Below are 24,473 nucleotides of genomic sequence, written 5' to 3' on the forward strand. Positions count from 1 at the left end.
GCCGGATTTCCACGGGCCCGTGTACCCCCGCTAACCTCCTGCCATCACCCGATCCGCAGCAGGAGTACGAGAATCATGGCGAACCCACCGGTCCAGCGCATGTCCCAGTTGATGGCGAAGACGCTGCGCGACGACCCGGCGGACGCCGAGGTGCTCAGCCACAAGCTCCTCGTCCGCGCCGGGTACGTCCGCCGCACCGCGGCCGGTGTGTGGACCTGGCTGCCGCTCGGCAAGAAGGTCCTCGCCAACGTGGAGCGCATCGTCCGCGAGGAGATGGACGCGATCGGCGCCCAGGAGGTGCTGCTCCCCGCCCTGCTGCCCAAGGAACCGTACGAGGCGACCGGGCGCTGGGACGAGTACGGCCCCGAGCTGTTCCGGCTGAAGGACCGCAAGGGCGGCGACTACCTCCTCGGCCCCACCCACGAGGAGATCTTCACGCTGATCGTGAAGGACCAGGCGTCCTCCTACAAGGACCTGCCGGTGATCCTCTACCAGATCCAGACGAAGTTCCGGGACGAGGCCCGCCCCCGTGCCGGCATCCTGCGCGGCCGCGAGTTCCTGATGAAGGACTCGTACTCCTTCGACACCGAGGACGAGGGCCTCGCCCAGTCATACGCCCTGCACCGCGAGGCGTACCAGAAGGTGTTCGAGCGCCTGGGCCTCGACTACCGCATCTGCGCCGCCACGGCGGGCGCGATGGGCGGCTCCAAGTCGGAGGAGTTCCTCGCCCCGGCGGGCGCCGGCGAGGACACCTTCGCGGACTGCCCCGCCTGCGACTTCGCGGCGAACACCGAGGCGATCACGTTCGAGCTGAAGCCGGTGGACGCGGGCGACGTGCCCGCCCTCGAAGAGATCCCGACCCCGGACACCCCGACGATCGAGACCCTCGCCGCGTACCTCGGCGTCGAGGCCTCCGCCACCCTGAAGAACCTCCTCGTCAAGGTCGACGGCGAGATCGTCGCCGTCGGTGTCCCCGGCGACCGCGAGGTCGACATGGGCAAGGTCGAGGCGCACTTCGCCCCTGCTGTCGTCGAGATGGTCACCGAGGCGGACTTCGCGGGCCGCCCCGACCTGGTCCGCGGCTATGTCGGCCCGCAGGGCCTCGGCGAGAAGGTCACCTACGTCGCCGACCCGCGCGTCGCCCCGGGCACCGCCTGGATCACCGGCGCCAACAAGCCGGGCACCCACGCGAAGAACGTCGTCGCGGGCCGTGACTTCGAGGTCGGCAGTTACGTCGACGTCGTGGTCGTCCAGGAGGGCGACCCCTGCCCGAACTGCGGCACCGGACTCAAGCTGGACCGCGCCATCGAGATCGGCCATATCTTCCAGCTCGGCCGCAAGTACGCCGACGCCCTCAAGCTCGACGTCCTCGGACAGCACGGCAAGCCGGTCCGCGTCACCATGGGCTCCTACGGCATCGGCGTCTCCCGCGCGGTCGCCGCCCTCGCCGAGCAGAGCGCCGACGACAAGGGCCTGTGCTGGCCCGCCGAGGTCGCCCCGGCCGACGTGCACGTCGTCGCCGCCGGCAAGGCCCTGCAGACCGAACTGGCCCTCGACGTCTCCGAGAAGCTGCGGGCCGCCGGTCTCCGCGTGCTGGTCGACGACCGTGCCGGGGTCTCCCCGGGCGTGAAGTTCACCGACTCCGAGCTGATCGGCGTACCGAAGATCCTGGTCGCCGGCCGCCGCTCCGCCGAGGGCGTCCTGGAGCTGAAGGACCGCCGTACCGGTGAGCGCGAGGAGCTGACGGTCGACGAGGCGATCGCGCGTCTGACCGTCTGACCGCCTGACCGCCTGACCGCCTGACCGCCTGAACGTACGACCCGTACCCGAGCCGCATCCGACCGTTCCTCGACCGCAGGGCGTGACCGAACGCCACCGCGGCGGGGAGCGGTCGGGGTCGCGCGTCGTCCCGACCGGTCAGAGCCAGCCGGCGAATTCGAGCAGCAGTTCCGCGTCCCTCGGCCGTCCGACGCGCAGTGCTCGCACCCCCGACTCCACGGCCCGGAACAGCGTCCACCCCCGCAGCCGCTCCTGGTCCACATCCAGCGACTCGGCCAGTTTCCTGATCCGCCGCCGGGTGATCGCCGCCCCCGACGGCGAGGCGATCAGATCCTCCACCCGGTCGCGCACCAGCCGGGCCAGGTCGAACGCGCACTCACCCACCACCGGGTCCGGCCCCACCGCCAGCCACGGCAACCGCTCCCCGGCCAGTACCTTGCTCTGCCGGAACGTCCCGTGCAGCAACCGCTCCTCGGGCGCGTCCGCGAGCAGTTCCTCCCGCACGGCGAGAGCGGCGTCGACGAGAGCCCCGGTCTCCCCCTCACCGGCGGAGCCGGAGCGCATCAGTTCGGCCTGCCGCTCGGTCCGCCCGGCCACGGTCTCGAAGACGTGCGCCCCGGGCGGCTCGACCCACAGCCGCCGCAAGGTCGCCGCGGCCTCCAGCAGTGCCTTCGCCTCGGGCAGCGACCGCACCGACAGATCGGGCCGCAACCGCTCCAGCAACAGCACGCCGTGCCCGGCCCCGGGGTCGAGCAACCGCACCGCCCCCCGCCCGTCCCAGTGCGCGAGGGCCGCCCGCTCGCTCTCCGGCCGGGCCCGCTCGGGCGCCACCTTGAGCACGGCGGGAGTGCCGTCGATCAGCCGTACGAGGAGCACCAGACTGCTGCGCCCGCCGGGCGCCTGCACCCGCTCGACCGTCAACTCGCGTAGATCGACGGCCTGTTGCAGCAGTTCGGGGAGCGTTTCCAGCCATGTGCCGATGCCGTCACCGCCGTCCGGCCGCCGGGTCTCGGCCAGCGCCCGCACAAGCCGCTGCGGCGGTTCGAAGTCCTCGAAAACCCTGCGCGCCATGTGCGAGTCGTTCCCTTCCCGGCCGTGATCAGCTGTGCGGTGTCGCCGACGGTCCGGCGGCGGCCGTCCGCTCGGCGAGACCAGGGAAGGCTACGCTTCCGCCCCGCCACCGCACCGCCCGCACCGCCGCTTCCCGCAGCGCCTCGGCCGCGGCGCCTCGCCGCTCGCCCTCGGATGCCCGGACGAGGTCGGAGTACACGCCGGCCACCCGCTCCTCCAGCTCGGCGGCCAGCCGTTCCGCGGAGCCGACATCGGTCACCTGGAAGGGCAGCGCGTATCCGGCCGCCGCGGCGGCGGGCTCGCCGCCCAGGTCCCGTACGGCCCGGACGAGCCGGTCCCGGCGGGCCCGGTGCGCGTCGTACGCCGTGCGCGCCTCGCTCTGCCGTGCCTGGCCGATCTTCCCGCCGACGACGCCGTAGCCGTAGACGGCGGCGTGCTCGGCCGCGAGCGCCGCCTGGACCGCCTTCAGTTCCCCGCTGCTCACTTCGCGCCCTCCGTCAGCATGTACGCGTGCCCGGCCCCCGCCGCCGCCACCGAGGCCATCAGCCGCGCCACCTCGCCCGGCACCTCCAGCAGCGCCCTGGCCCGCCGGTCGGCGAGCTTCCGCTCGGCGGCGGCCAGCTCGGCGAGGGCGGCCCCGGGGCTGTCCGGCACGGGGGAGGGGGACGGCGACGCGGAGGGCGAGCCGGAGCGGGAGACGGACGGTGACGCGGAGGCCCTGTTCGCGCCCTTCTTCCCGGCGCGCGCCGTCTTCCCGCCCCCGAACGCCTCGGCGTGCCGGACGACCTCCGCCCGCAGCGGGGTGAGCAGCCCGGCCAGCCCTGGATGCCCGGCGAGGACGGCGTCGTACCGCTCGACGAGCGCCTCACTGTCCCGGGCGGCACGCGCGCGTGCCCGCTCCACGGCCGACGGACCGCCCCCGGCGACGTCCGGACCCCCGCCCCCGGACGAACACCCCGCGAGCAGGCCCGCGCCGGCGGCCCCGACGAGCAAACTCCTTCTGCGCGGCCCCGACAGGGCACGCGCCGGCAGGCTGAACGACACAGCAGACGTCCTAGGGAGGTCGTACGAACAAAGAAGCGGTGCGATCACCGTACCCGCGCAGGTGATCCAAGGGCGCCACCACCGCGCCCCGAAGCGGCGCGGGGAACCGCGCACCGGCCGTGCCCGTCGTCCCGCGACCGCCGTCCGCGCCCGGAGGCGGACGGCAACACCCCAGCGGAGCGGCTACCCTTTGACCTGACACGCGCCCTACCCACAACAGCACACGCGGCCGAGGAGTCACCCGGATGAGCACGACCCAGAGCGAGAGGCTGCGAGAACTGCTGGAACCGCTCGTACGCTCCCAGGGCCTCGATCTCGAAGAGATCGCAGTGGACTCGGTCGGACGCAGGCGGGTGCTGCGCGTGGTGGTCGACTCGGACGAGGGCGCGGATCTGGACGCGGTCGCCGACGTCAGCCGCGCGCTCTCGGCCAAGCTGGACGAGACGGACGCGATGGGCCAGTCGGAGTACACCCTGGAGGTCGGGACGCCGGGCGCCGAGCGCGCCCTCACCGAGCACCGGCACTACCGCCGTGCCGTGGACCGCCTGGTGAAGTTCGCGCTCCGCGAGGACGGGGAACTGATCGCCAGGATCCTGACCGTGGACGACGACGGCCTCGATCTCGAAGTGCCCGGTGTGAAGGGCCGCAAGGCCACCACCCGCCGGCTCTCCTTCGACCAGATCGACCGTGCCCGTGTCCAGGTCGAGTTCAACCGCAAGGACAAGAAGGACATGACGCAAGAGGAGGAGGCGTAGCCGTGGACATCGACATGAGCGCCCTGCGGGGCTTGGTACGGGAGAAGGAGATCTCCTTCGACCTGCTCGTCGAGGCGATCGAGGCGGCCCTCCTCATCGCCTACCACCGCACCGAGGGAAGCCGCCGGCACGCGCGCGTGGAGCTCAACCGGGAGACCGGCCATGTGACCGTGTGGGCGAAGGAGGACCCCGAGGACCTGGAGGAGGGGCAGGAGGCGCGCGCGTTCGACGACACCCCGTCGGACTTCGGGCGCATCGCCGCCACCACCGCCAAACAGGTGATCCTGCAGCGCCTGCGGGACGCGGAGGACGACGCGACGCTCGGCGAGTACGCGGGGCGCGAGGGCGACATCGTCACCGGTGTGGTCCAGCAGGGCCGTGACCCGAAGAACGTCCTCGTCGACATCGGCAAGCTGGAGGCCATCCTGCCCGTGCAGGAACAGGTCCCGGGCGAGACGTACCAGCACGGCATGCGGCTCCGCTCGTACGTCGTCCGGGTGGCCAAGGGCGTGCGCGGCCCCTCCGTGACGCTCTCCCGCACCCACCCCAGCCTGGTGAAGAAGCTGTTCGCACTGGAGGTGCCGGAGATCGCCGACGGGTCCGTCGAGATCGCCGCCATCGCCCGTGAGGCCGGTCACCGCACGAAGATCGCCGTCCGTTCCACCCGCAGCGGCCTGAACGCCAAGGGTGCCTGCATCGGCCCGATGGGCGGCCGGGTGCGCAACGTCATGGGCGAGCTGAACGGCGAGAAGATCGACATCGTCGACTGGTCGGACGACCCGGCCGAGATGGTGGCGAACGCGCTCTCCCCGGCCCGGGTCTCCAAGGTCGAGGTGGTGGACCTCGCGGCCCGCTCCGCGCGCGTGACGGTGCCCGACTACCAGCTGTCGCTGGCGATCGGCAAGGAGGGCCAGAACGCCCGCCTCGCGGCCCGCCTCACCGGCTGGCGGATCGACATCCGTCCGGACACCGAGCAGCCGTCGGAGTGATCACCCGATCGGACGTCCGAACGGGGCGTCCGAGCGGGCGGTCCGGGCTCGCCCCGGGGACCGGGGACAGATCCAAGCCGCACGTCGCTTGGATCACGTCAGTTATATGCGCGGCAACTGTTCGATTCTTGCCCCAAAGGGGTGAGGTCGGTGCGGGGAGGTAGACTTAACGGTGTCTGGCCGGACGCGAGCCCGCGCATGCCCTGAACGCACCTGTGTGGGGTGCAGGCGGCGATCGGCCAAGACCGAACTGCTGCGGGTCGTGGCGATCGAGGACGAATGCGTTCCCGATCCTCGCGGTACGCTGCCCGGCCGGGGTGCGTACCTGCACCCCGCCCAGGTCTGTCTCGACCTGGCGGTACGCCGCCGGGCGTTCGCGCGGGCGCTGCGTGCCCCGGGAGCGCTCGACACAAAGGCGTTGCGCCGATACGTGGAGCAGACGACAGTTGCCGAGCAGGCAACACCGTAAGACGCGTCGTACGGAACCCTCCGTACGGCCCTGGTACCCCGCGAGTTGGAAGTAGGTCGAGATTGCGATGAGCACTCGATGAGCACGCGATGAGTACGCCCATGAAGTAGCGACGGTCCGGACGCACCCGGACCTAAAAAGGAGCGAAGTGGCTAAGGTCCGGGTATACGAACTCGCCAAGGAGTTCGGGGTTGAGAGCAAGGTCGTCATGGCCAAGCTCCAAGAGCTCGGTGAATTCGTCCGTTCGGCGTCCTCGACGATCGAGGCGCCCGTTGTACGCAAGCTGACAGACGCCCTCCAGCAGGGCAGCGGCGGCGGTAAGCCCGCCCCGCGCAAGGCCGCCCCGGCTCGTCCGGCGGCCCCCTCTCCCGCGCAGGCCGCACGTCCGGCCGCGCCTCGTCCCGGCCCGGCCGCGCCGAAGCCGCCCGTCGCCGAGCGGCCCGCCGCTCCGGCCCCGGGTCCGCGCCCGACGCCCGGTCCCAAGCCGCCGACGCCGAAGCCCGCTCCGGCCTCCCCGGCCCCGAGCGTGCCCGAGTTCCAGGCGCCCCCGTCGGCTCCGGCCGCCGCCTCGGCGCCGTCCGCGCCGCGTCCGGGCGCCCGTCCGGGTCCGGCCGCGCCGCGTCCCGGCGGCCAGCGTCCGGGCGGTCCCGGTCAGGACCGTGGTGACCGCGGTCAGGGTCCGCGTCCCGGCGGCCAGCGTTCCGAGCGCCCCGGCGGCGCCGGCGCGCCCAAGCCGGGCGGTGCCCGTCCGGCCGGTCCGCGTCCGGGCAACAACCCCTTCACCTCCGGCGGCTCCACCGGCATGGGACGCCCGCAGGCGCCCCGTCCCGGCGGCGCTCCGCGGCCCGGCGGCCCCGGCGGCGCCCAGGGCGGCGGTCCGCGTCCGCAGGCTCCCGGCCAGGCTCCCCGTCCGCAGGGCGGTCCCGGTGGCGCTCCGCGTCCCCAGGGCGGTCCGGGCGGTGCCCGTCCCACTCCGGGTGGCATGCCCCGTCCGCAGGCGCCCCGTCCCGGCGGCGGCCCCGGCGGCAACCGTCCGAACCCCGGCATGATGCCGCAGCGTCCGGCTGCCGGCCCGCGTCCCGGCGGCGGTGGCCCCGGTGGCCGCGGTCCCGGTGGCGGCGGTCGTCCCGGCGGTCCCGGTGGCGGCGGCGGTCGTCCCGGTGGCGGCGGCTTCGCGGGCCGTCCCGGTGGCGGCGGCGGTGGCTTCGCCGGTCGTCCGGGCGGTCCCGGTGGTGCCGGTGGTGGCGGCGGCTTCGCCGGTCGTCCCGGTGGTCCCGGTGGCGGCGGCGGTCGTCCCGGCTTCGGTGGCCGTCCCGGCGGTCCGGGTGCCCGTGGTGGCACGCAGGGCGCCTTCGGCCGTCCCGGCGGTCCCGCGCGCCGCGGTCGCAAGTCGAAGCGGCAGAGGCGCCAGGAGTACGAGGCCATGCAGGCCCCGTCGGTCGGCGGCGTGATGCTGCCTCGCGGCAACGGACAGTCCGTCCGCCTGTCGCGCGGTGCGTCGCTCACCGACTTCGCCGAGAAGATCGGCGCCAACCCGGCGTCGCTCGTCGCGGTGATGATGAACCTCGGCGAGATGGTCACCGCCACGCAGTCCGTCTCCGACGAGACCCTCCAGCTGCTCGCCGGCGAGATGAACTACGTCGTCGAGATCGTCAGCCCGGAGGAGGAGGACCGCGAGCTGCTCGAGTCCTTCGACATCGAGTTCGGCGAGGACGAGGGCGGCGAGGAGTTCCTCGTCGCGCGTCCGCCGGTCGTGACCGTCATGGGTCACGTCGACCACGGTAAGACCCGCCTGCTCGACACCATCCGCAAGACGAACGTCGTCGCGGGCGAGGCCGGCGGCATCACGCAGCACATCGGCGCGTACCAGGTCGCGACCCAGGTCAACGACGAAGAGCGCAGGATCACCTTCATCGACACCCCGGGTCACGAGGCGTTCACCGCCATGCGTGCCCGTGGTGCGAAGTCGACCGACATCGCGATCCTCGTGGTGGCGGCCAACGACGGTGTGATGCCCCAGACGATCGAGGCGCTGAACCACGCCAAGGCGGCCGACGTGCCGATCGTGGTCGCGGTCAACAAGATCGACGTCGAGGGCGCCGACCCGACCAAGGTGCGCGGTCAGCTCACCGAGTTCGGTCTGGTGGCCGAGGAGTACGGCGGCGACACGATGTTCGTCGACATCTCCGCCAAGCAGGGTCTGAACATCGACTCCCTGCTGGAGGCCGTGGTCCTGACCGCGGACGCCTCGCTCGACCTGCGGGCCAACCCCCAGCAGGACGCGCAGGGCATCGCGATCGAGTCCCACCTCGACCGCGGCCGCGGTGCGGTCTCGACCGTCCTGGTCCAGCGCGGCACGCTGCGCATCGGCGACACGATGGTGGTCGGCGACGCGTACGGCCGGGTCCGGGCGATGCTCGACGACAACGGCAACAACGTCGAGGAAGCGGGTCCCTCGACCCCCGTCCTCGTGCTGGGTCTCACCAACGTCCCCGGCGCCGGCGACAACTTCCTCGTCGTCGACGAGGACCGTACGGCCCGTCAGATCGCCGAGAAGCGTGCCGCCCGCGAGCGGAACGCCAACTTCGCCCGCCGGGGTGTCCGGTTCTCCCTGGAGAACCTGGACGAGGCCCTCAAGGCCGGTCTGGTGCAGGAACTCAACCTCATCATCAAGGGCGACGCGTCCGGTTCGGTGGAGGCCCTCGAGTCCTCGCTGCTCCAGCTCGACGTCGGCGAAGAGGTCGACATCCGCGTCCTGCACCGCGGCGTGGGTGCGGTCACCGAGTCGGACATCGACCTGGCGACCGGCTCCGACGCGATCGTCATCGGCTTCAACGTCCGCGCCGCGGGCCGCGCACAGCAGATGGCGGAGCGTGAGGGCGTCGACGTCCGGTACTACTCGGTGATCTACCAGGCCATCGAGGAGATCGAGGCGGCCCTCAAGGGCATGCTCAAGCCGGAGTACGAGGAGGTCGAGCTCGGCACGGCGGAGATCCGCGAGGTCTTCAAGTCGTCCAAGCTGGGCAACATCGCCGGTGTCCTGGTCCGCTCGGGCGAGGTCAAGCGCAACACGAAGGCTCGACTCGTCCGCGACGGCAAGGTCATCGCGGAGAACCTCACCATCTCCGGTCTGCGTCGCTTCAAGGACGACGTCACCGAGATCCGCGAAGGGTTCGAGGGCGGTATCAACCTCGGCAACTTCAACGACATCAAGGTCGACGACGTCATCGCGACGTACGAGATGCGCGAGAAGCCGCGGTCGTAACCAGCGGTGGTCCATGCCGGCCGGGGGTGATGCGTTCACCCCCGGCCGGTGTGGCCGTTCCTGGGGGCTTCGCCCCGGGCCCTCCCGGCCCCGGCGAACAATCCCGTCGAGGGCGTCCGCCTTTCGATGTACGGTTCTGATGTTCCTGCCCGATACAGGGGCAGGCCGTCTATCCCGTACCGGCGGGTGAACCGGATACACACATGTACGTGGGGACTCTGTCCTTCGATCTCCTGCTCGGCGACGTACGGTCGCTGAAGGAGAAGCGCTCCGTCGTCCGTCCGATCGTGGCCGAGCTGCACCGCAAGTTCGCGGTGAGCGTGGCGGAGGTCGACCATATGGATCTGCACCGCCGGGCCGTGATCGGACTGGCGGTGGTGTCGGGTGACACGGGGCACCTGACCGACGTGCTGGACCGGTGCGAGCGGCTGGTCGCGGGGCGGCCCGAGGTCGAACTGCTCTCGGTCAGACGGCGGTTGCACGGTGACGACGACTGAACGGTCGCGGTCGCACAGAGAATTCGACAACCAGCAGTAACGCAGAACGAGCTAGGAGACGGACCAGTGGCCGACAACGCGCGTGCCAAGAGGCTGGCGGACCTCATCCGAGAGGTGGTGGCCCAGAAGCTGCTGCGCGGGATCAAGGACCCGCGGCTCGGCTCACACGTCACCATCACGGACACCCGGGTGACCGGGGACCTGCGGGAGGCGACCGTCTTCTACACGGTGTACGGGGACGACGAGGAGCGGGCGGCGGCCGCCGCGGGCCTGGAGAGCGCCAAGGGCATCCTCCGCTCCGAGGTCGGCCGGGCCGCCGGTGTGAAGTTCACACCGACCCTCACCTTCGTGGCCGACGCCCTCCCGGACACCGCCAAGACCATCGACGACCTCCTCGACAAGGCGCGGGCCTCGGACGCCCAGGTGCGCGAGACCGCGTCGGGCGCCAAGTACGCCGGTGAGGCCGACCCGTACCGCAAGCCGGACGACGACGAGGACGACGCCGCCGAATGACCCAGCAGCGCCAGAAGAACACCACGCCCGACGGCCTTGTCATCGTCGACAAGCCGTCGGGCTTCACTTCGCACGACGTCGTCGCGAAGATGCGCGGCATCGCCCGGACCCGGCGGGTCGGGCACGCGGGGACGCTCGACCCCATGGCCACCGGAGTGCTCGTCCTGGGGGTGGAGAAGGCGACCAAGCTGCTCGGTCACCTCGCGCTCACCGAGAAGGAGTACCTCGGGACCGTCCGGCTCGGGCAGACGACACTCACCGACGACGCCGAGGGCGAGATCACGGCGTCGGTCGACGCGTCGAAGGTCACCCGCGAAGCCGTCGACGCCGGTGTGGCCGAGCTGACCGGCCGGATCATGCAGGTGCCGTCCAAGGTCAGCGCCATCAAGATCGACGGCGTGCGGTCCTACAAGCGGGCCCGGGACGGCGAGGACTTCGAGATTCCCGCCCGGCCCGTCACCATCTCCTCCTTCGCCGTGTACGACGTCCGCGAGGCCGTCGCCGAGGACGGCACCCCGGTGCTCGACCTGGTGGTGTCGGTGGTGTGCTCCTCCGGCACGTACATCCGCGCCCTCGCCCGCGACCTGGGCGCCGGACTCGGCGTCGGCGGCCACCTCACCGCGCTGCGCCGGACCCGGGTGGGGCCGTACAAGCTGGACTCCGCGCGGACCCTGGACCAGCTCCAGCAGGAGCTGACCGTGATGCCGGTCGCCGACGCCGCCGACGCCGCGTTCCCCCGCTGGGACGTGGACGACAAGCGGGCGCGACTGCTGCTGAACGGGGTGCGGCTGGAGATGCCCGAGGAGTACGCCGAGCGCGGGGCCGTCGCCGTCTTCGACCCCGCCGGCCGTTTCCTGGCCCTGGTGGAGAGCCAGAAGGGCAAGGCCAGGAGTCTGGCCGTCTTCGGCTGAGGCCCGCCTCCCGAGGGGACGGGCGCACTGCCGGCGAAACGTGGAGCGGCGGTCACGGGGACTGCTGTTCCCGCCGCTCCACGGTCCCCCCTCGGTTCCCCCACCCAGAGGTGTATCCATCCGGCCGGGGCTATTCACCCCTTCGTGCAGGCGCTCGGAGTGAACCGAGGGAGCGGAAGGGGGCGCGTTCGCCGCGCGATCTGTTCCGCTGATCTTCACGTGCCTACCGTCGGAACACAGGTACGACGGGGAGGTCAGGACATGGCGGTACGGGGCCGTCGGGCGACCGACGACGGCCGCCCTGCGGCTCGGGACGAAGTCCTGGTGCGGGTCGGCGATCTGGCGGGACGACCACGCGGCACGGGCTTCGTGGCCGATCACCACGGCACGGTCGTCACCAGCCACGAGGCGGTGGACGGACTGGCCCGCATCGTGGTGCACGCCACCGGCGACCGCGTCTGCGTGGTGAACTCCGACGCGGTGACCGCGCTGCCCGCCCTCGATCTCGCGCTCATCCGCACCGAGGGGCTGTGCGTGGACCCGCTGCCCTTCGCCCTGCGGGACGAGGTCGCGACGGGCGCGTACGTCCGTATCGCGGCCGGCGGCTGGCGGGAGGCACGGGTGCTGGGCACGGCGGACGTGACGTACACGGCGACCGACGGATTCCATCTGCTGCGCGGCGCCCTGGAGCTGGCGATCGGTACGGCCGGGAGCGAGGCGCTGCGGCTGGGCGGCGGCGCGGCCGGCGGACCCGTCCTCGACGTGACCACCGGCGCCGTGGTGGGCGTGCTCGGCACGGCACTGGAGGCGGCGCACCGGACCACCGGCTTCGCCGTACCCCTGCTCGGCTGGTGCTCCGAGCGGCCCCTGGCCGAGCTGCTCGCACGCAACGCGGCGACCGTGGCCGCGTACGGCACCGATCTGAACCTGGCCGGGGTGCTGGAACTGACGGCCACCACCGTGGGGTCGGACGGGCCGGGGGCGGGTGCCGGGGCCGCCGGTGTCGACCCCGTCGAACGCCCAGGTGTCGTACGGGAGTTCACCGCCTTCGCCGGCGGCCCGGCCACGGTCCTCGGCCTCGTCGGCGCCCCCGGCAGCGGCCGTACGACCGAGCTGGCCGCCCTCGCCGCCCGCCGCGGCCGGGGCCCCGAGCCCGCGCCCACGCTCTGGCTGCGCGGCGCCGACCTCCTGTCCGATGACGACTCCGTGGCGGACGCGGCACGACGCGCACTGGAACGAGCAGGGCGGATCGTGGCGGCGTCGGCCGCGACGTCCGTCGGCGAGGGGGACGGCGTCGGGGCTTCGGCGCCGGGGACGCCCTGGACGGCGGCTGCGGCGGCTCCGGGAGACCGGCCCGGCGAGACGGGGCGGTCTCCCTCCGGCCGGTACGACGGTGAGCTGGGGGACATCCGGCCCGAGCGGCTCGCCCGGCTCGCCGCGGCGCAGGGGCGGCCCCTGCTGCTGCTTCTCGACGGGCCCGAGGAGATGCCGCCCACGCTCGCGCACCGGCTGGCCGAGTGGACCGCCGGGACGGCTCAGTGGCTCCGGGAGAACGGGGCCCGGCTCGTGGTGGCCTGCCGCGCCGAGTACTGGGAGCGGGCCGGGGCGCGGTTCCCGGCGGAGCTGCTGCACGGCGAGGCGTCCGGCGAGGAGCATTCGCTGCCCGCCTGCGTCCGGCTGGGTGACCTGACGGAGGGCGAGGCACGCCGGGCCCGGCTCCGGTACGGGCTCCCCGAGGACGTGCTGGCCGGGCCCGACGCCCGGCATCCGCTCACCCTGCGGCTCCTGGCCGAGGTGCGGGCGGCGCTGCCGGACACCCCGGGCGGGCGACCCGGCGAGGATGGCGCCTTCGCCGGGCCGCCCGACGTGGGGGTGTCCTCCGACGGCTCTGCGGCGCCCATCTCGGCCCCGGGGGCCTCCAGCGCCCCCTCGGGACGGCCCGGCCGGGAGGAGGTGCTGGGTGCCTACCTGGATCTGATGTGTCTGCGTGTCGCCGTGCGGCTCGCCGCGGTGAACGGCGTCCGGGGAACGGCCGTGCGGCGGCTCGCGGCACAGGTCTCCGGGCAGGTCCACGAGGCGGCCCGGCGGTGTCTGGGTCCCGGACAGGGAGAGCTGGACCGGGCGGGGTTCGAGGCGGTGTTCCCCTGGGGACCGGTGCCGGGCGGGCGACTGGGCGGCACCACCGGCTGGGCCTCCGCCGTCCTCACCGAGGGGCTGCTCGTCCCGGCGGGCGACGGCTACCGCTTCGCCCACGAGGAGCTGGCCGACTGGATCCAGGGCGCCCACCTGGACCTCGACGCGGCCCTGCACGCACTGGTGCACCGGGGCTGGGTCGCGCAGGACGAGGCACGGCACGGCTGGGGCACGATGCCGTCCCAGGCCCGTGCCCGCCGCCACGCCCGCCGGGTCACCCGCAACCTCCCCGTGCCCCGCCACCGCGTCGGCCCCGTCGTCCACGCCCTGCTCCTCCTCGGCCGGCAGCAGGGCCCCGCCGAACTCGCCGGACGCCTGGAGGAGCTGCTCGACGCCCTGGACGCTCTGCTGCCGCCGGGTGCCGCGGCCCCCGACGACCCCACCTGGTGGGCCGCCCGGCTTCTGTCCGAGGTGCTGCTCCGGGTGCCCGACGCGACGCCCTACACCCGGGTGCTGCGCTTCCTCACCGAGCGGATCGGCGCCTGGCGTGCCCAGGGCCGGGGCGTACCGGGGGAGTTCGGGCCGGACTTCTGGGCCCAGGTGCCGCTGCCCGGGGCGGAACGGTTCGACCTGCTGCGCCGCCTGGTCGTCGCCGACCCGGCCACCGGCGCGGGGCCCCGCTATCTCGACGTGGTCTCCCGGCTGCTCGCGGCCCGCCCCGCCGCCGTACAGCCGCTGCTGACTCGCTGGTTCCTCGACGACACCCCGCTGGTCGCGACCCCCGACGCCACCGTGGCGACGGCCGCGCAGGCGCTGCTGCACACCCATCGGAGGTGCGCCCTGGACGACCTCACCGAGGCACTGGTCGACAGCGCGCACCGGCGCGGCGACGAACTGCTCGCCGTGCTGGCGGAGGAGGAGCCCTCGGCGGTGTGCCGGGCCGTCGACCGGTGGGCGCACGACGACCGCCCGGCCCGCCGCGTCGCCGGGCTCGCGTACGGGCTGCGGACCGCCGCGCACGTGAGCACGGAGGCCGACCGCGAACTGCTCCGCTACGCGGCCCTCGCCCTGCTGGGCCGCCCTGCCGACGCCACCCTGCACAGCGGCGCCCTCGCCCTGCTCGTACGGGATCCGCTGACCAGGCCGCGGTATCTGCCGCAGGCGCTGGAGCGCTTCGCGGCCGGGGACCCGCAGCTGCCCGCGAGCGCGTTGGTCACCGCGCTCGCCACGCACCCGGACCCGGTGCTGGACGCCTTCCGCGCCCGGCTGCGGACTCCGGGCGCCGAGGGCTCGGACGGTGAGGCCCTGCGCACCCTCGCCGAGGTCACCACACCCGGCCTCGCGCGCCGCGTCACGGTCCTGGTGCGTGAGGTCGTCGCACTGCGCCCGGAGGTGGCCGGGCACGTGGCCGCGTACGTCGACCGCAGGCTGGAGCACGGTCCGGGCACCCGCGCCGTACTGTTCCCGCTGGTCAGCGGTCTGATCGTCGAAGGACCCGTACAGGTCCGCGCGGCCCTCGCGGCGGTCTTCGCCGAGCCGGGCACCCCTGCCTCCGGTCCGTTGCGGCGCGAGCTGCTCGACCTGGTGATGGCGACCGAGCAGGACCCGTCCGTCCTCGACGCCCTCCTGCGGGCGGCCGCCTCGCGCGGCGTGACCACCGACGCGGAGGGCACCGGGATGACGGGGGACGTCGCGGCCACCCGCTCACTGGTCCACCGGGTCGGGATGCTGCTCGTCCGCACACCGGAAGGGGCCACCCGGTTCGACTGGGCCCTCGTCGATCTGGCCCGTCATGTGCCCGGTTTCGCGGGGCTCGTGGCCGGCTGGCTCAACGGCACACCCCAGGAGTGGGCGGCGGTGGTCGGACCGAGCACCCGCCGGATGATCGAGAACCTGGCGGGGGTACGGGGGGAGCGGGTGCCGGCGTGACCCGGTCCGTCCTCCGGTGGTCCGGGTCACCGGTTCCGTGCTCCGGGTCACAGCCAGGATGCCGATGCGGGCCGAGGGCACCGGGCATGGCACCCTTAGACCTGCGTAAGGGACAGGCATCAATACGGACACGGGTTCGACGAGGAGCGGTCACAGTGCAGCGCTGGCGTGGCTTGGAGGACATCCCCGAGGACTGGGGGCGCAGCGTCGTCACCATCGGTTCCTACGACGGGGTGCACCGTGGGCACCAGCTGATCCTCCGGCACGCCGTGGAACGCGCCCGTGAACGGGGCGTTCCCGTCGTCGTCGTGACCTTCGACCCGCACCCCAGCGAGGTCGTGCGGCCCGGCTCCCACCCGCCGCTGCTCGCCCCGCACCACCGCCGTGCCGAACTCATGGCCGACCTGGGCGTGGACGCGGTGCTGGTCCTGCCGTTCACGACCGAGTTCTCCCGGCTGTCCCCGGCCGACTTCGTGGTCAAGGTCCTGGTCGACAAGCTGCACGCCAAGGCCGTGGTCGAGGGTCCCAACTTCCGCTTCGGCCACAAGGCCGCCGGAGACGTGGCGTACCTGGCCGAGCAGGGCAAGACGTACGACTTCGAGGTCGAGGTCGTCGACCTGTTCGTCACCGGCGAGGCGGGCGGCGGACAGCCGTTCTCCTCGACCCTGACCCGCCGGCTGGTCGCCGAGGGGGACGTCGAGGGCGCGCGCGAGATCCTCGGTCGCCCCCACCGCGTCGAGGGCGTCGTCGTACGCGGTGCGCAGCGCGGTCGCGAACTGGGCTTCCCCACGGCCAACGTCGAGACGCTCCCGCACACCGCGATCCCGGCCGACGGCGTCTACGCCGGCTGGCTGCACGTCGACGGCGAGGCCATGCCCGCCGCGATCTCCGTGGGCACGAACCCCCAGTTCGACGGCACCGAGCGCACGGTCGAGGCGTACGCCATCGACCGCGTGGGACTCGACCTCTACGGCCTCCACGTCGCCGTCGACTTCCTCTCCTTCGTGCGCGGCCAGGCGAAGTTCGACTCGCTGGACGCGCTGCTCGTGGCGATGGGCGAGGACGTGAAGAGGTGCCGGGAGCTGATCGGCTCGTACCGGCCGGAGTAGCCGGACCGGCTGTCCGCAGCCGTGGCCGGAGCTGACAGGCAGAGGGCCCGTACCGTTCGTGAACGGTACGGGCCCTCTGGTTGCCCGGCTGCCGCGTCTACTGCTGCGGCGGGGCCGGCGGGTAGGGCTGGCCCTGCTGTGGGTGCTGCGGGTGCTGCGGGTGTTGGGGCGGGTACGGGTGGCCGTAGGGCTGCGGGGCCTGGCCGGGGGCCGGCTGACCCGGGTAGGGCTGACCGGGATACGGCTGGCCCTGCTGCTGCTGCGGCGGGTACGGCTGCTGGCCGGGGACCTGCTGGCCGGGCAGCGGCGGCGCGACCACCGGCGGCGGGTTGCCGTCGGAGGTCCACAGGCCGTGCGACTGCTGGTGCCTGGCGATGTCCTCGGCGACCATGGCGGCGAGCGTGAAGTACGCCTCCCGCACCTTCGGCCGCATCATGTCGAGGTCCAACTCGGCGCCGGCCGACAGGTGTTCGTCGAAGGGGACGACGACGACACCGCGGCAGCGCGTCTCGAAGTGGGCGACGATGTCGTCCACCTTGATCATCTTGCCGGTCTCCCGCACGCCCGAGATGACGGTCAGGGAACGGGCCACCAGGTCCTGGTAGCCGTGCGCGGACAGCCAGTCCAGTGTCGTACTGGCGCTGCTCGCCCCGTCCACGGACGGTGTCGAGATGATGATGAGCTGGTCGGCGAGGTCGAGCACCCCGCGCATGGCGCTGTAGAGCAGGCCGGTGCCCGAGTCGGTGAGGATGATCGGGTACTGCTTGCCGAGGATGTCGATCGCGCGCCGGTAGTCCTCGTCGTTGAACGTGGTGGAGACGGCCGGGTCGACGTCGTTGGCGATGATCTCCAGCCCGGAGGCCGCCTGCGAGGTGAACCGCCGGATGTCCATGTACGAGTTGAGGTACGGGATCGCCTGGACGAGGTCACGGATGGTCGCCCCGGTCTCGCGCCGCACGCGACGGCCGAGCGTTCCGGCGTCCGGGTTGGCGTCGATCGCGAGGATCTTGTCCTGCCGCTCGGTGGCGAGCGTCGAGCCGAGGGCCGTGGTGGTCGTCGTCTTGCCGACGCCGCCCTTGAGGCTGATGACCGCGATGCGGTAGCAGGACAGCACCGGCGTCCTGATCAGCTCCAGCTTCCGCTGCCGCTCGGCCTCCTCCTTCTTCCCGCCCAGCCTGAACCGCCCGCCCCCGGAGGCCGGGCGGCTGCTCTTCGTCTTCTGCTTCTTGCTGTTCAGCAGTCGGTCGGACGACAGCTCCACCGCGGCCGTGTAACCGAGCGGCGCCACACCGGGGTTGGTGGGCTGCCGCTGATCATGCTGCACGGGCTGCGGCCAGGCCGCGCCGGTACGGGGGTCCACGGGCGCGGAGGGGTGAGCCTGCCCGCCGGGTTGGCCGGGATGTCCCGGGTGCTCCGGTTGGCCGGGCTGGGGGAAGCCGTAACCACTCGGGGGAGTGGGGGAGTTGGGCGGTCCCTGGGCGGCCGGGGCGCCGGGCGGGAAGCCGTAACCGGGCTGAGGCGCGGGCTGTTCGGCGGGCGGCCCTGGTTGGGCCGGCTGCTGGGGGAAGCCGTAGCCGGCCTGCTGCGGGACGGGTGCCTGCGGGGGTACGGACGCGCCGGGCTGCGGGAAACCGTAACCCGGGGCGGGCTGCGCCGGAGGCGGGGTGGGCGCGGGGACGCCGGGCTGGCCCCCGGGCTGCTGAACCGGTGGAGCCGCCTGCTGAGGGAAGCCGTAACCGGCGGGGGAGGGGAGGGCGCCGGGTGCCTGGGGAGCCGGCTGCTGCTGGTGGGGTGCGGGCTCGGGCGTGGGCGTCGGGGCCTGCGGCTGCTGGTGGGGCGCGGCCGGCGGGGCCGGGGCCACCGGGGCCGCAGGGACCGGCGTGCCGGAGGCGTCCGGAGTGCCGGGGGGCACGGGTGCGCCGGGAGTCCCCGCGGTGCCGGGCGCCGCGGGGTAACCGGGGGCGCCGGGATGGTGGGGAGACAGGGGCGCACCGGGGGTGACCGGTGGGCCGAAGCCATGGGGGGTGCCGGGGGGCACGGGCCCGGCGGGAGCGTCGGGGGTGCCGGGCGCCGCGGGGTAACCGGGGGCGCCGGGGCTGTAAGGGGCCACGGGCGTGCCCGGGGCGCCCGGCGTGCCGGAGGCATGGGGGCCCGGCGGCACGGAGACACCGGGGCTGCCGGGCTCACCGGAGGGGGCAGGGGCCTCGGGAGGAGCGGGCGCACCGGGTGCGACAGGCGCGTCAGGTGCCCCGGGCAGAGCGGAAGCACCGGATGAAGCGGTCACCGGGTTGCCCCAGGCCGCGGGTGGCCCACCCTGCGGTGCCTGCGGGGGGAACGGCTGCTGGGGCGGTACGGACGGCTCGCCCTGCGCGACCGCGGGCTGCCGGCCGACCTCCTCGGGTTGTTCCGACGCCGTCGGTGCGACGGGCGGCCACTGCGCCCCCACGGCAGGCGCTGCCGGTGCGGCCGGCTGGTAGGCGGGCGGCAACGGCGGAAGCACACCCTGCGGAGCCGGAGGCGTCCAGGAGGGAGGTGCCTGCGTGACTCCTCCGGGGGCGCCCGTGGCGGGTGCGGCGACCTCGGGTGCCACCGGCTGAGCTGCCGCGGCCTGGGGCTCAACGGGCTGCGGTGCCTGGCCCTGGGCTCCGGCGGTGCCGGGGGCGCCGTCGGCGGGCTCGGCGGGGGCGGCGCCCTGCGAACCGGAGTCCCGCGGAGCAATGTCCTGCGGAGCCACGGCCTGCTGAGCGAGGTCCTGGGGAACAGCCGACTGCGGGGCGGCGCCCGGAGCGGGACCATCCTGCGGGCCGGAACCCGGCGATACGCCATCCTGCTCGACGACATCAGCAGCCTCGGCCCCGCCGGAAGCGACATCGGGGCGCACGGCACCGCCGGGCTGCTCACCCTCGGCGGCATCGACACCGGCCGCACCGGCCGCGGCTGAGACCTCCACGACGTCAGCCCCTACGACACCGGCCTCGGTGGCCCCGGCCTCACCGGACGCCTCCGCGGCGGCCGAACCCCCGCTGCCCGTACCGCCGTCGCCCTCTCCACCCTGGGAGTTCTGCCCCTCGGCAGGCGACGACACGGTCTCCGCGGGCTGCGCGACACCGGAATCGCCGGTGTCACCAGCACCACCGGCGTCACGGGCACCGGCTACGGCGGCATCGGCGCCGTCCGCCACCGGAGGCCGCGCCTCCGCGGCCGCACCGGACGCCGTCACGTCTCCGGCGACCGGCGCCCCACCACCGTCGCTGTCGCCACCGCCGGCCCCGGCGTCGGAGGGCGCGACACTCTGCGGCGCTCCGCCCGCGGCCTGCGGCGCGTGCAACGGGAAGTCACCGGCATGCGCGGCACCAGGGGCGCCACCCTGGGCGGGAGCGGCGTCCTCGGTCTCACGCTTCATCGCGGCGGCGGAGATCCGCATGGTCGCCCCGCTCTCGATGTCCCCCTCACCTCCGCCCCCGCCGGCGGCCTCAGCCACGGGCGCGGGGGCCGACGGAGGCCAGGGAGGCGGATACGAACCGGGCACGCCGGACATGTCGAGAGGAGCACCGACGGGCGGCGCGAACGGCAGCCCGGGCGGCGGCGTCACGGAACCGGCGGCCGGAGGAACGCCCCCCGCACGAGCACCGGCACCAGCATCGGCACCCGAGTCGGTCTCCGTTCCCGTACCCGCACCCGTATCCGTCCCCGCGCCCGGCACCCACCCCGCCGCTCCCGACGTGGCGTTCTGCGTGTACCAGGCAGGCGGCGCGTAGTCGATGGTGAACTCGCCCGTCATCTCGATGGCGGACTCCGCGTCGGGCTGGTCATCGTCGGGTGTGGCCCAGCCCCCGCGCATCCCGTCCCGATCGCTGCTCACAGTTCCTCCTGGTGTGGTCGAGCACCCTCATGGCGTGCTGGGGCGACCGTTGCTGTCGTCCGATGTCGCCGGGCTGGTCCCCCCTCGGGCCCCGGGCCAAGTCACACAGCCCGTACCACCCGCGTGCGGGCAACTCGCGACGTGCTGCACCCCAGCCTAATCATCACCGCCCCGGGCCCGGCAGGCCCGTCTCTTCCGACCGTCAGAGACGAAGCGCCCAAGCATCTTGAAAGGGGAGCAACTTGGGCATGATGCTCAGACTGGATCTTGGTGCGCCCGACTTGTCCCACGGCCGACCCGGCCCATGAACCACTGCGGACACCCGCTCCATGGAACGCCCCATGAAAAGGGTCCCTGTCAACGGTCCACACAAGTCCACACAACACGAGGGGCAGGCAGCCGATTTCGGCCCCTGCCCCTTACGTCATCGCCGGACCGACGCGCCCGACTGCGCGCCCTGTCCGCTACGCGTCCGCGCTACGCATCCGACCCGGCGCCCCCCGGAGCAGGCTCCAGATCGAATTCCCCGTCGCGCGCCCCCAGCACGAACGCCCGCCATTCCCCCGCGGTGTACCGCAGCACGGTGTCGGGGTCGAGCGAGGACCTCATGGCGACGGCACCCTCCGGGAGGTAGGCGATCTCGACCCGCTCCTCCTGATCCTCGGTCCCCGGCGCGCTGTGCCACTCGACGCCGGAGATGTCGAGGGCGTACAGCTCGTCCTTCTCCCGTTCCTTGCGCGCCTTGAGTTCCTTGTCCTCGGCCTCGGCCATCGCGCCTGGGTCCCTTCGTCCGTGCCGACGAGCTTCGTCGTGTCGACGAGCTTCGTGCCAACAAGCTGTCAGGTCACCCTACTTGTCCTTGTTCGCCCTGGTCAGGGGTTTGCCGATGTCCGCGCACCGCAGGGCTGACGCTCGCGCGGCCGCGTCCGGCCGGGCCCCGCCCGCCCCTTCGGGATGAAGGTTTCCTCTCCCGAGGCTCCGACCCCGCCCCCGACCCCGGCCCCAGCCCCGGGTCGGACGTATCCGTCCAGGCTGGTACTCTGTCCCGTGGCCGTTTGTGTGCGCACCCCCGGATTCCGGAGGTAGCCCCCAGCGGACCCCGCCACCCGAGTCACAGAAGCCCCCCTGAGACGCAGACCAGGGGCACTCGGTGGCATCAACGAGACTCATGAGGAGTATCGCGTGTCGCTCGACGCCGCTACGAAGAAGCAGATCATCACCGAGTTCGGTACCAAGGAGGGCGACACCGGTTCCCCCGAGGTCCAGGTCGCGATGCTCTCCCGCCGCATCTCGGACCTGACCGAACACCTCAAGACCCACAAGCACGACCACCACTCCCGCCGTGGTCTGCTGATCCTGGTCGGTCAGCGTCGCCGCCTGCTGCAGTACCTCGCCAAGAAGGACATCCAGCGCTTCCGTGCGCTGGTCGACCGCCTCGGCATCCGCCGTGGTGCGGCGGGCGCCAAGTAGGACGCCGTGAGGGGAGCGGTTCCCGGAAGATCGGGGGACCGCTCCCTTTGCTGTACGCACCGGCAGACCGCTCACCGGGTCAGCGCCGGCCCCCTCGGAGGGGGCGCGCGGCCCCGACGCACGCGGGACGTACAGGTGGAAACGTGCGGAGTGTCACCACCCCTTTGTAGTGTGGTAGCACAACGCATGAGGCACGACCCAGCGTGAGGCGCCCGGAGGGCGACGCACGCACACGTACGAGGAGAAGCGCACCTCGCCGCCGCCGGTCCTCGGTAGTGGCCCCCGGGGGATTGCGAACCCCGAGGGCTTCGATCGAAGACCGGCCCGCACCAGACGGCGCGCTTCTCCGCCACCGTCCCCCTGCCACACGGGCAGGCCCAGGGACGAAAGACGAAAAGTATCGGAGAATTCGCTAGTGGAGAACGAGACCCACTACGCCGAGGCCGTCATCGACAACGGCTCCTTCGGCACCCGCACCATCCGTTTCGAGACGGGCCGTCTGGCCCGCCAGGCCGCCGGCTCCGCCGTGGCCTACCTGGACGACGACACCATGGTGCTGTCGGCCACCACCGCGTCCAAGAACCCCAAGGACCAGCTCGACTTCTTCCCCCTCACGGTGGACGTCGAGGAGCGGATGTACGCCGCCGGCAAGATCCCCGGCAGCTTCTTCCGCCGCGAGGGCCGTCCCTCCGAGGACGCCATCCTCACGTGCCGCCTGATCGACCGCCCGCTGCGCCCGTCCTTCAAGAAGGGCCTGCGCAACGAGATCCAGGTCGTCGCCACGATCATGGCGCTCAACCCCGACCACCTGTACGACGTCGTCGCGATCAACGCCGCGTCCGCGTCCACGCAGCTGGCCGGTCTGCCCTTCTCCGGTCCGATCGGCGGCGTCCGCGTCGCGCTGATCAACAACCAGTGGGTGGCGTTCCCGACGCACACCGAGCTGGAGGACGCCGTCTTCGACATGGTCGTCGCCGGCCGTGTCCTGGAGGACGGCGACGTCGCGATCATGATGGTCGAGGCCGAGGCCACCGAGAAGACGATCCAGCTGGTCCAGGGCGGCGCCGAGGCGCCGACCGAGGAGGTCGTCGCCGCCGGTCTGGACGCCGCGAAGCCCTTCATCAAGGTCCTCTGCAAGGCCCAGGCCGACCTCGCGTCGAAGGCCGCCAAGCCGACCGGCGAGTTCCCGGTCTTCCTCGACTACCAGGACGACGTCCTGGAGGCGCTCACCGCCGCGGTCAAGGACGAGCTGACGCAGGCCCTCACCATCGCGGGCAAGCAGGAGCGCGAGGCCGAGCTGGACCGCGTCAAGGGTCTGGCCGCCGAGAAGCTGCTCCCGCAGTTCGAGGGCCGCGAGAAGGAGATCTCCGCCGCGTACCGCTCGCTGACCAAGTCCCTGGTCCGTGAGCGCGTCATCAAGGACAAGGTCCGCATCGACGGCCGCGGCGTCACGGACATCCGTACGCTGGCCGCCGAGGTCGAGGCCATCCCGCGCGTGCACGGCTCGGCGCTGTTCGAGCGTGGCGAGACCCAGATCCTGGGCGTCACCACCCTCAACATGCTCCGTATGGAGCAGCAGCTGGACACCCTCTCCCCGGTGACCCGCAAGCGCTACATGCACAACTACAACTTCCCGCCGTACTCCGTCGGTGAGACCGGCCGCGTCGGCTCCCCCAAGCGCCGCGAGATCGGCCACGGCGCGCTCGCCGAGCGCGCGATCGTGCCGGTCCTGCCGACGCGCGAGGAGTTCCCCTACGCGATCCGTCAGGTGTCCGAGGCCCTCGGCTCCAACGGCTCGACGTCCATGGGCTCGGTCTGCGCCTCCACCATGTCGCTGCTGAACGCCGGTGTGCCGCTGAAGGCCCCCGTCGCCGGTATCGCCATGGGCCTGATCTCGCAGGAGATCAACGGCGAGACGCACTACGTCGCCCTCACCGACATCCTCGGTGCGGAGGACGCCTTCGGCGACATGGACTTCAAGGTCGCCGGCACCAAGGAGTTCGTCACCGCCCTCCAGCTCGACACCAAGCTGGACGGCATCCCCGCCTCCGTCCTGGCCGCCGCCCTCAAGCAGGCCCGTGACGCCCGCCTCCACATCCTCGACGTGATGATGGAAGCGATCGACACGCCGGACGAGATGTCCCCGAACGCCCCGCGGATCATCACGGTCAAGATCCCCGTGGACAAGATCGGTGAGGTCATCGGCCCCAAGGGCAAGATGATCAACCAGATCCAGGAGGACACCGGCGCCGAGATCACGATCGAGGACGACGGCACCATCTACATCGGTGCCCAGCAGGGCTCGCAGGCCGAGGCCGCCCGCGCCACGATCAACGGCATCGCCAACCCGACCATGCCGGAGGTCGGCGAGCGCTACCTGGGCACCGTCGTGAAGACGACGACCTTCGGCGCGTTCGTGTCGCTGCTCCCGGGCAAGGACGGTCTGCTGCACATCTCGCAGATCCGCAAGCTCGCCGGCGGCAAGCGCGTGGAGAACGTCGAGGACGTCGTCGGCGTGGGCTCCAAGGTCCAGGTCGAGATCGCCGAGATCGACTCCCGCGGGAAGCTCTCCCTCATCCCCGTGATCGAGGGCGAAGAAGGCTCCGAGGACAAGAAGGACGACGGCGACAAGTGACGTCCCGTAGCTCCAAGGCGACGGCCCGCACCTCCACGGAGG

The 24,473-nt window shown here is 72.8% G+C and carries 17 protein-coding genes; 12 read left to right on the top strand and 5 right to left on the bottom strand.

Going from position 1 to position 24,473, the window contains the following annotated elements:
- The first annotated feature begins 75 nt into the window (after window positions 1-75).
- Window positions 76-1,779: a proline--tRNA ligase gene (locus ACFU5F_RS34610; protein ID WP_383896100.1), complete on the top strand. Its 1,704-nt coding sequence runs from the start codon at window positions 76-78 to the stop codon at window positions 1,777-1,779.
- A 138-nt stretch (window positions 1,780-1,917) separates the two neighbouring features.
- Here the strand turns inward: ACFU5F_RS34610 and ACFU5F_RS34615 are convergent, their stop codons facing one another.
- From ACFU5F_RS34615 to ACFU5F_RS34625, 3 genes are read right to left on the bottom strand one after another with little or no spacing between them, the layout of a single operon-like run.
- The gene (locus ACFU5F_RS34615; RefSeq protein WP_383896103.1) at window positions 1,918-2,850 is read right to left on the bottom strand and encodes an aminoglycoside phosphotransferase family protein; all 933 of its coding nucleotides are present in this window, start codon (window positions 2,848-2,850) and stop codon (window positions 1,918-1,920) included.
- A gap of 28 nt (window positions 2,851-2,878) precedes the next feature.
- Entirely contained in the window at window positions 2,879-3,334 is a 456-nt protein-coding gene (locus ACFU5F_RS34620) for a ferritin-like domain-containing protein (protein ID WP_383896106.1), read from the bottom strand.
- Window positions 3,331-3,894, bottom strand: a complete 564-nt coding sequence (locus tag ACFU5F_RS34625) for a hypothetical protein (protein ID WP_383896110.1) — start codon at window positions 3,892-3,894, stop codon at window positions 3,331-3,333. Before ACFU5F_RS34625 ends, ACFU5F_RS34620 begins: the two co-directional genes overlap by 4 nt.
- Before the next feature lie 245 nt (window positions 3,895-4,139).
- Between ACFU5F_RS34625 and rimP the strand changes: the two genes are divergently transcribed.
- The 9 genes from rimP to ACFU5F_RS34670 all read left to right on the top strand — a co-directional run bounded on the left by rimP (window position 4,140) and on the right by ACFU5F_RS34670 (window position 16,464).
- Window positions 4,140-4,649 carry a ribosome maturation factor RimP gene (gene rimP / locus ACFU5F_RS34630; protein WP_383896113.1) on the top strand — a complete coding sequence of 170 codons (510 nt, stop codon included), beginning with the start codon at window positions 4,140-4,142 and terminating at the stop codon, window positions 4,647-4,649.
- A gap of 2 nt (window positions 4,650-4,651) precedes the next feature.
- Window positions 4,652-5,638 carry a transcription termination factor NusA gene (gene nusA / locus ACFU5F_RS34635; RefSeq protein WP_013000332.1) on the top strand — a complete coding sequence of 329 codons (987 nt, stop codon included), beginning with the start codon at window positions 4,652-4,654 and terminating at the stop codon, window positions 5,636-5,638.
- A gap of 172 nt (window positions 5,639-5,810) precedes the next feature.
- A complete protein-coding gene (locus ACFU5F_RS34640; protein WP_383896117.1) occupies window positions 5,811-6,107 on the top strand; it encodes a YlxR family protein in 297 nt (98 codons plus the stop codon).
- Between the two features lie 148 nt (window positions 6,108-6,255).
- On the top strand, window positions 6,256-9,372 hold the full coding sequence (gene infB / locus ACFU5F_RS34645) for a translation initiation factor IF-2 (protein WP_383896120.1): 3,117 nt from the start codon (window positions 6,256-6,258) through the stop codon (window positions 9,370-9,372).
- Window positions 9,373-9,575: 203 nt separating this feature from the next.
- Window positions 9,576-9,869: a DUF503 domain-containing protein gene (locus ACFU5F_RS34650; protein ID WP_013000329.1), complete on the top strand. Its 294-nt coding sequence runs from the start codon at window positions 9,576-9,578 to the stop codon at window positions 9,867-9,869.
- 66 nt (window positions 9,870-9,935) lie between these two features.
- A complete protein-coding gene (gene rbfA / locus ACFU5F_RS34655; RefSeq protein ID WP_383896123.1) occupies window positions 9,936-10,382 on the top strand; it encodes a 30S ribosome-binding factor RbfA in 447 nt (148 codons plus the stop codon).
- Window positions 10,379-11,293: a tRNA pseudouridine(55) synthase TruB gene (gene truB / locus ACFU5F_RS34660; RefSeq protein ID WP_383896125.1), complete on the top strand. Its 915-nt coding sequence runs from the start codon at window positions 10,379-10,381 to the stop codon at window positions 11,291-11,293. The genes rbfA and truB overlap by 4 nt, the downstream gene beginning before the upstream one ends.
- Before the next feature lie 261 nt (window positions 11,294-11,554).
- Window positions 11,555-15,355: a trypsin-like peptidase domain-containing protein gene (locus tag ACFU5F_RS34665; RefSeq protein ID WP_383896128.1), complete on the top strand. Its 3,801-nt coding sequence runs from the start codon at window positions 11,555-11,557 to the stop codon at window positions 15,353-15,355.
- Window positions 15,356-15,510: 155 nt separating this feature from the next.
- On the top strand, window positions 15,511-16,464 hold the full coding sequence (locus tag ACFU5F_RS34670) for a bifunctional riboflavin kinase/FAD synthetase (protein ID WP_383896131.1): 954 nt from the start codon (window positions 15,511-15,513) through the stop codon (window positions 16,462-16,464).
- A gap of 97 nt (window positions 16,465-16,561) precedes the next feature.
- Here ACFU5F_RS34670 and ACFU5F_RS34675 read toward each other — a convergent pair whose 3' ends face one another.
- Window positions 16,562-20,326, bottom strand: coding sequence for an SCO5717 family growth-regulating ATPase (locus tag ACFU5F_RS34675; protein ID WP_383896134.1), 3,765 nt, complete (start codon window positions 20,324-20,326; stop codon window positions 16,562-16,564).
- Window positions 20,327-20,803: 477 nt separating this feature from the next.
- Complete coding sequence (locus tag ACFU5F_RS34680; protein WP_383896136.1) at window positions 20,804-21,097, bottom strand: DUF397 domain-containing protein; 294 nt, start codon at window positions 21,095-21,097, stop codon at window positions 20,804-20,806.
- 411 nt (window positions 21,098-21,508) lie between these two features.
- Here ACFU5F_RS34680 and rpsO point away from each other — a divergent pair, with 411 nt between their 5' ends.
- Entirely contained in the window at window positions 21,509-21,796 is a 288-nt protein-coding gene (gene rpsO / locus ACFU5F_RS34685; RefSeq protein ID WP_005479656.1) for a 30S ribosomal protein S15, read from the top strand.
- A gap of 415 nt (window positions 21,797-22,211) precedes the next feature.
- Window positions 22,212-24,431, top strand: coding sequence for a polyribonucleotide nucleotidyltransferase (locus ACFU5F_RS34690; protein ID WP_383896140.1), 2,220 nt, complete (start codon window positions 22,212-22,214; stop codon window positions 24,429-24,431).
- The last annotated feature ends 42 nt before the right edge of the window (window positions 24,432-24,473 follow it).

This window comes from Streptomyces sp. NPDC057438, from assembly GCF_042802995.1.
Classification (GTDB): domain Bacteria; phylum Actinomycetota; class Actinomycetes; order Streptomycetales; family Streptomycetaceae; genus Streptomyces.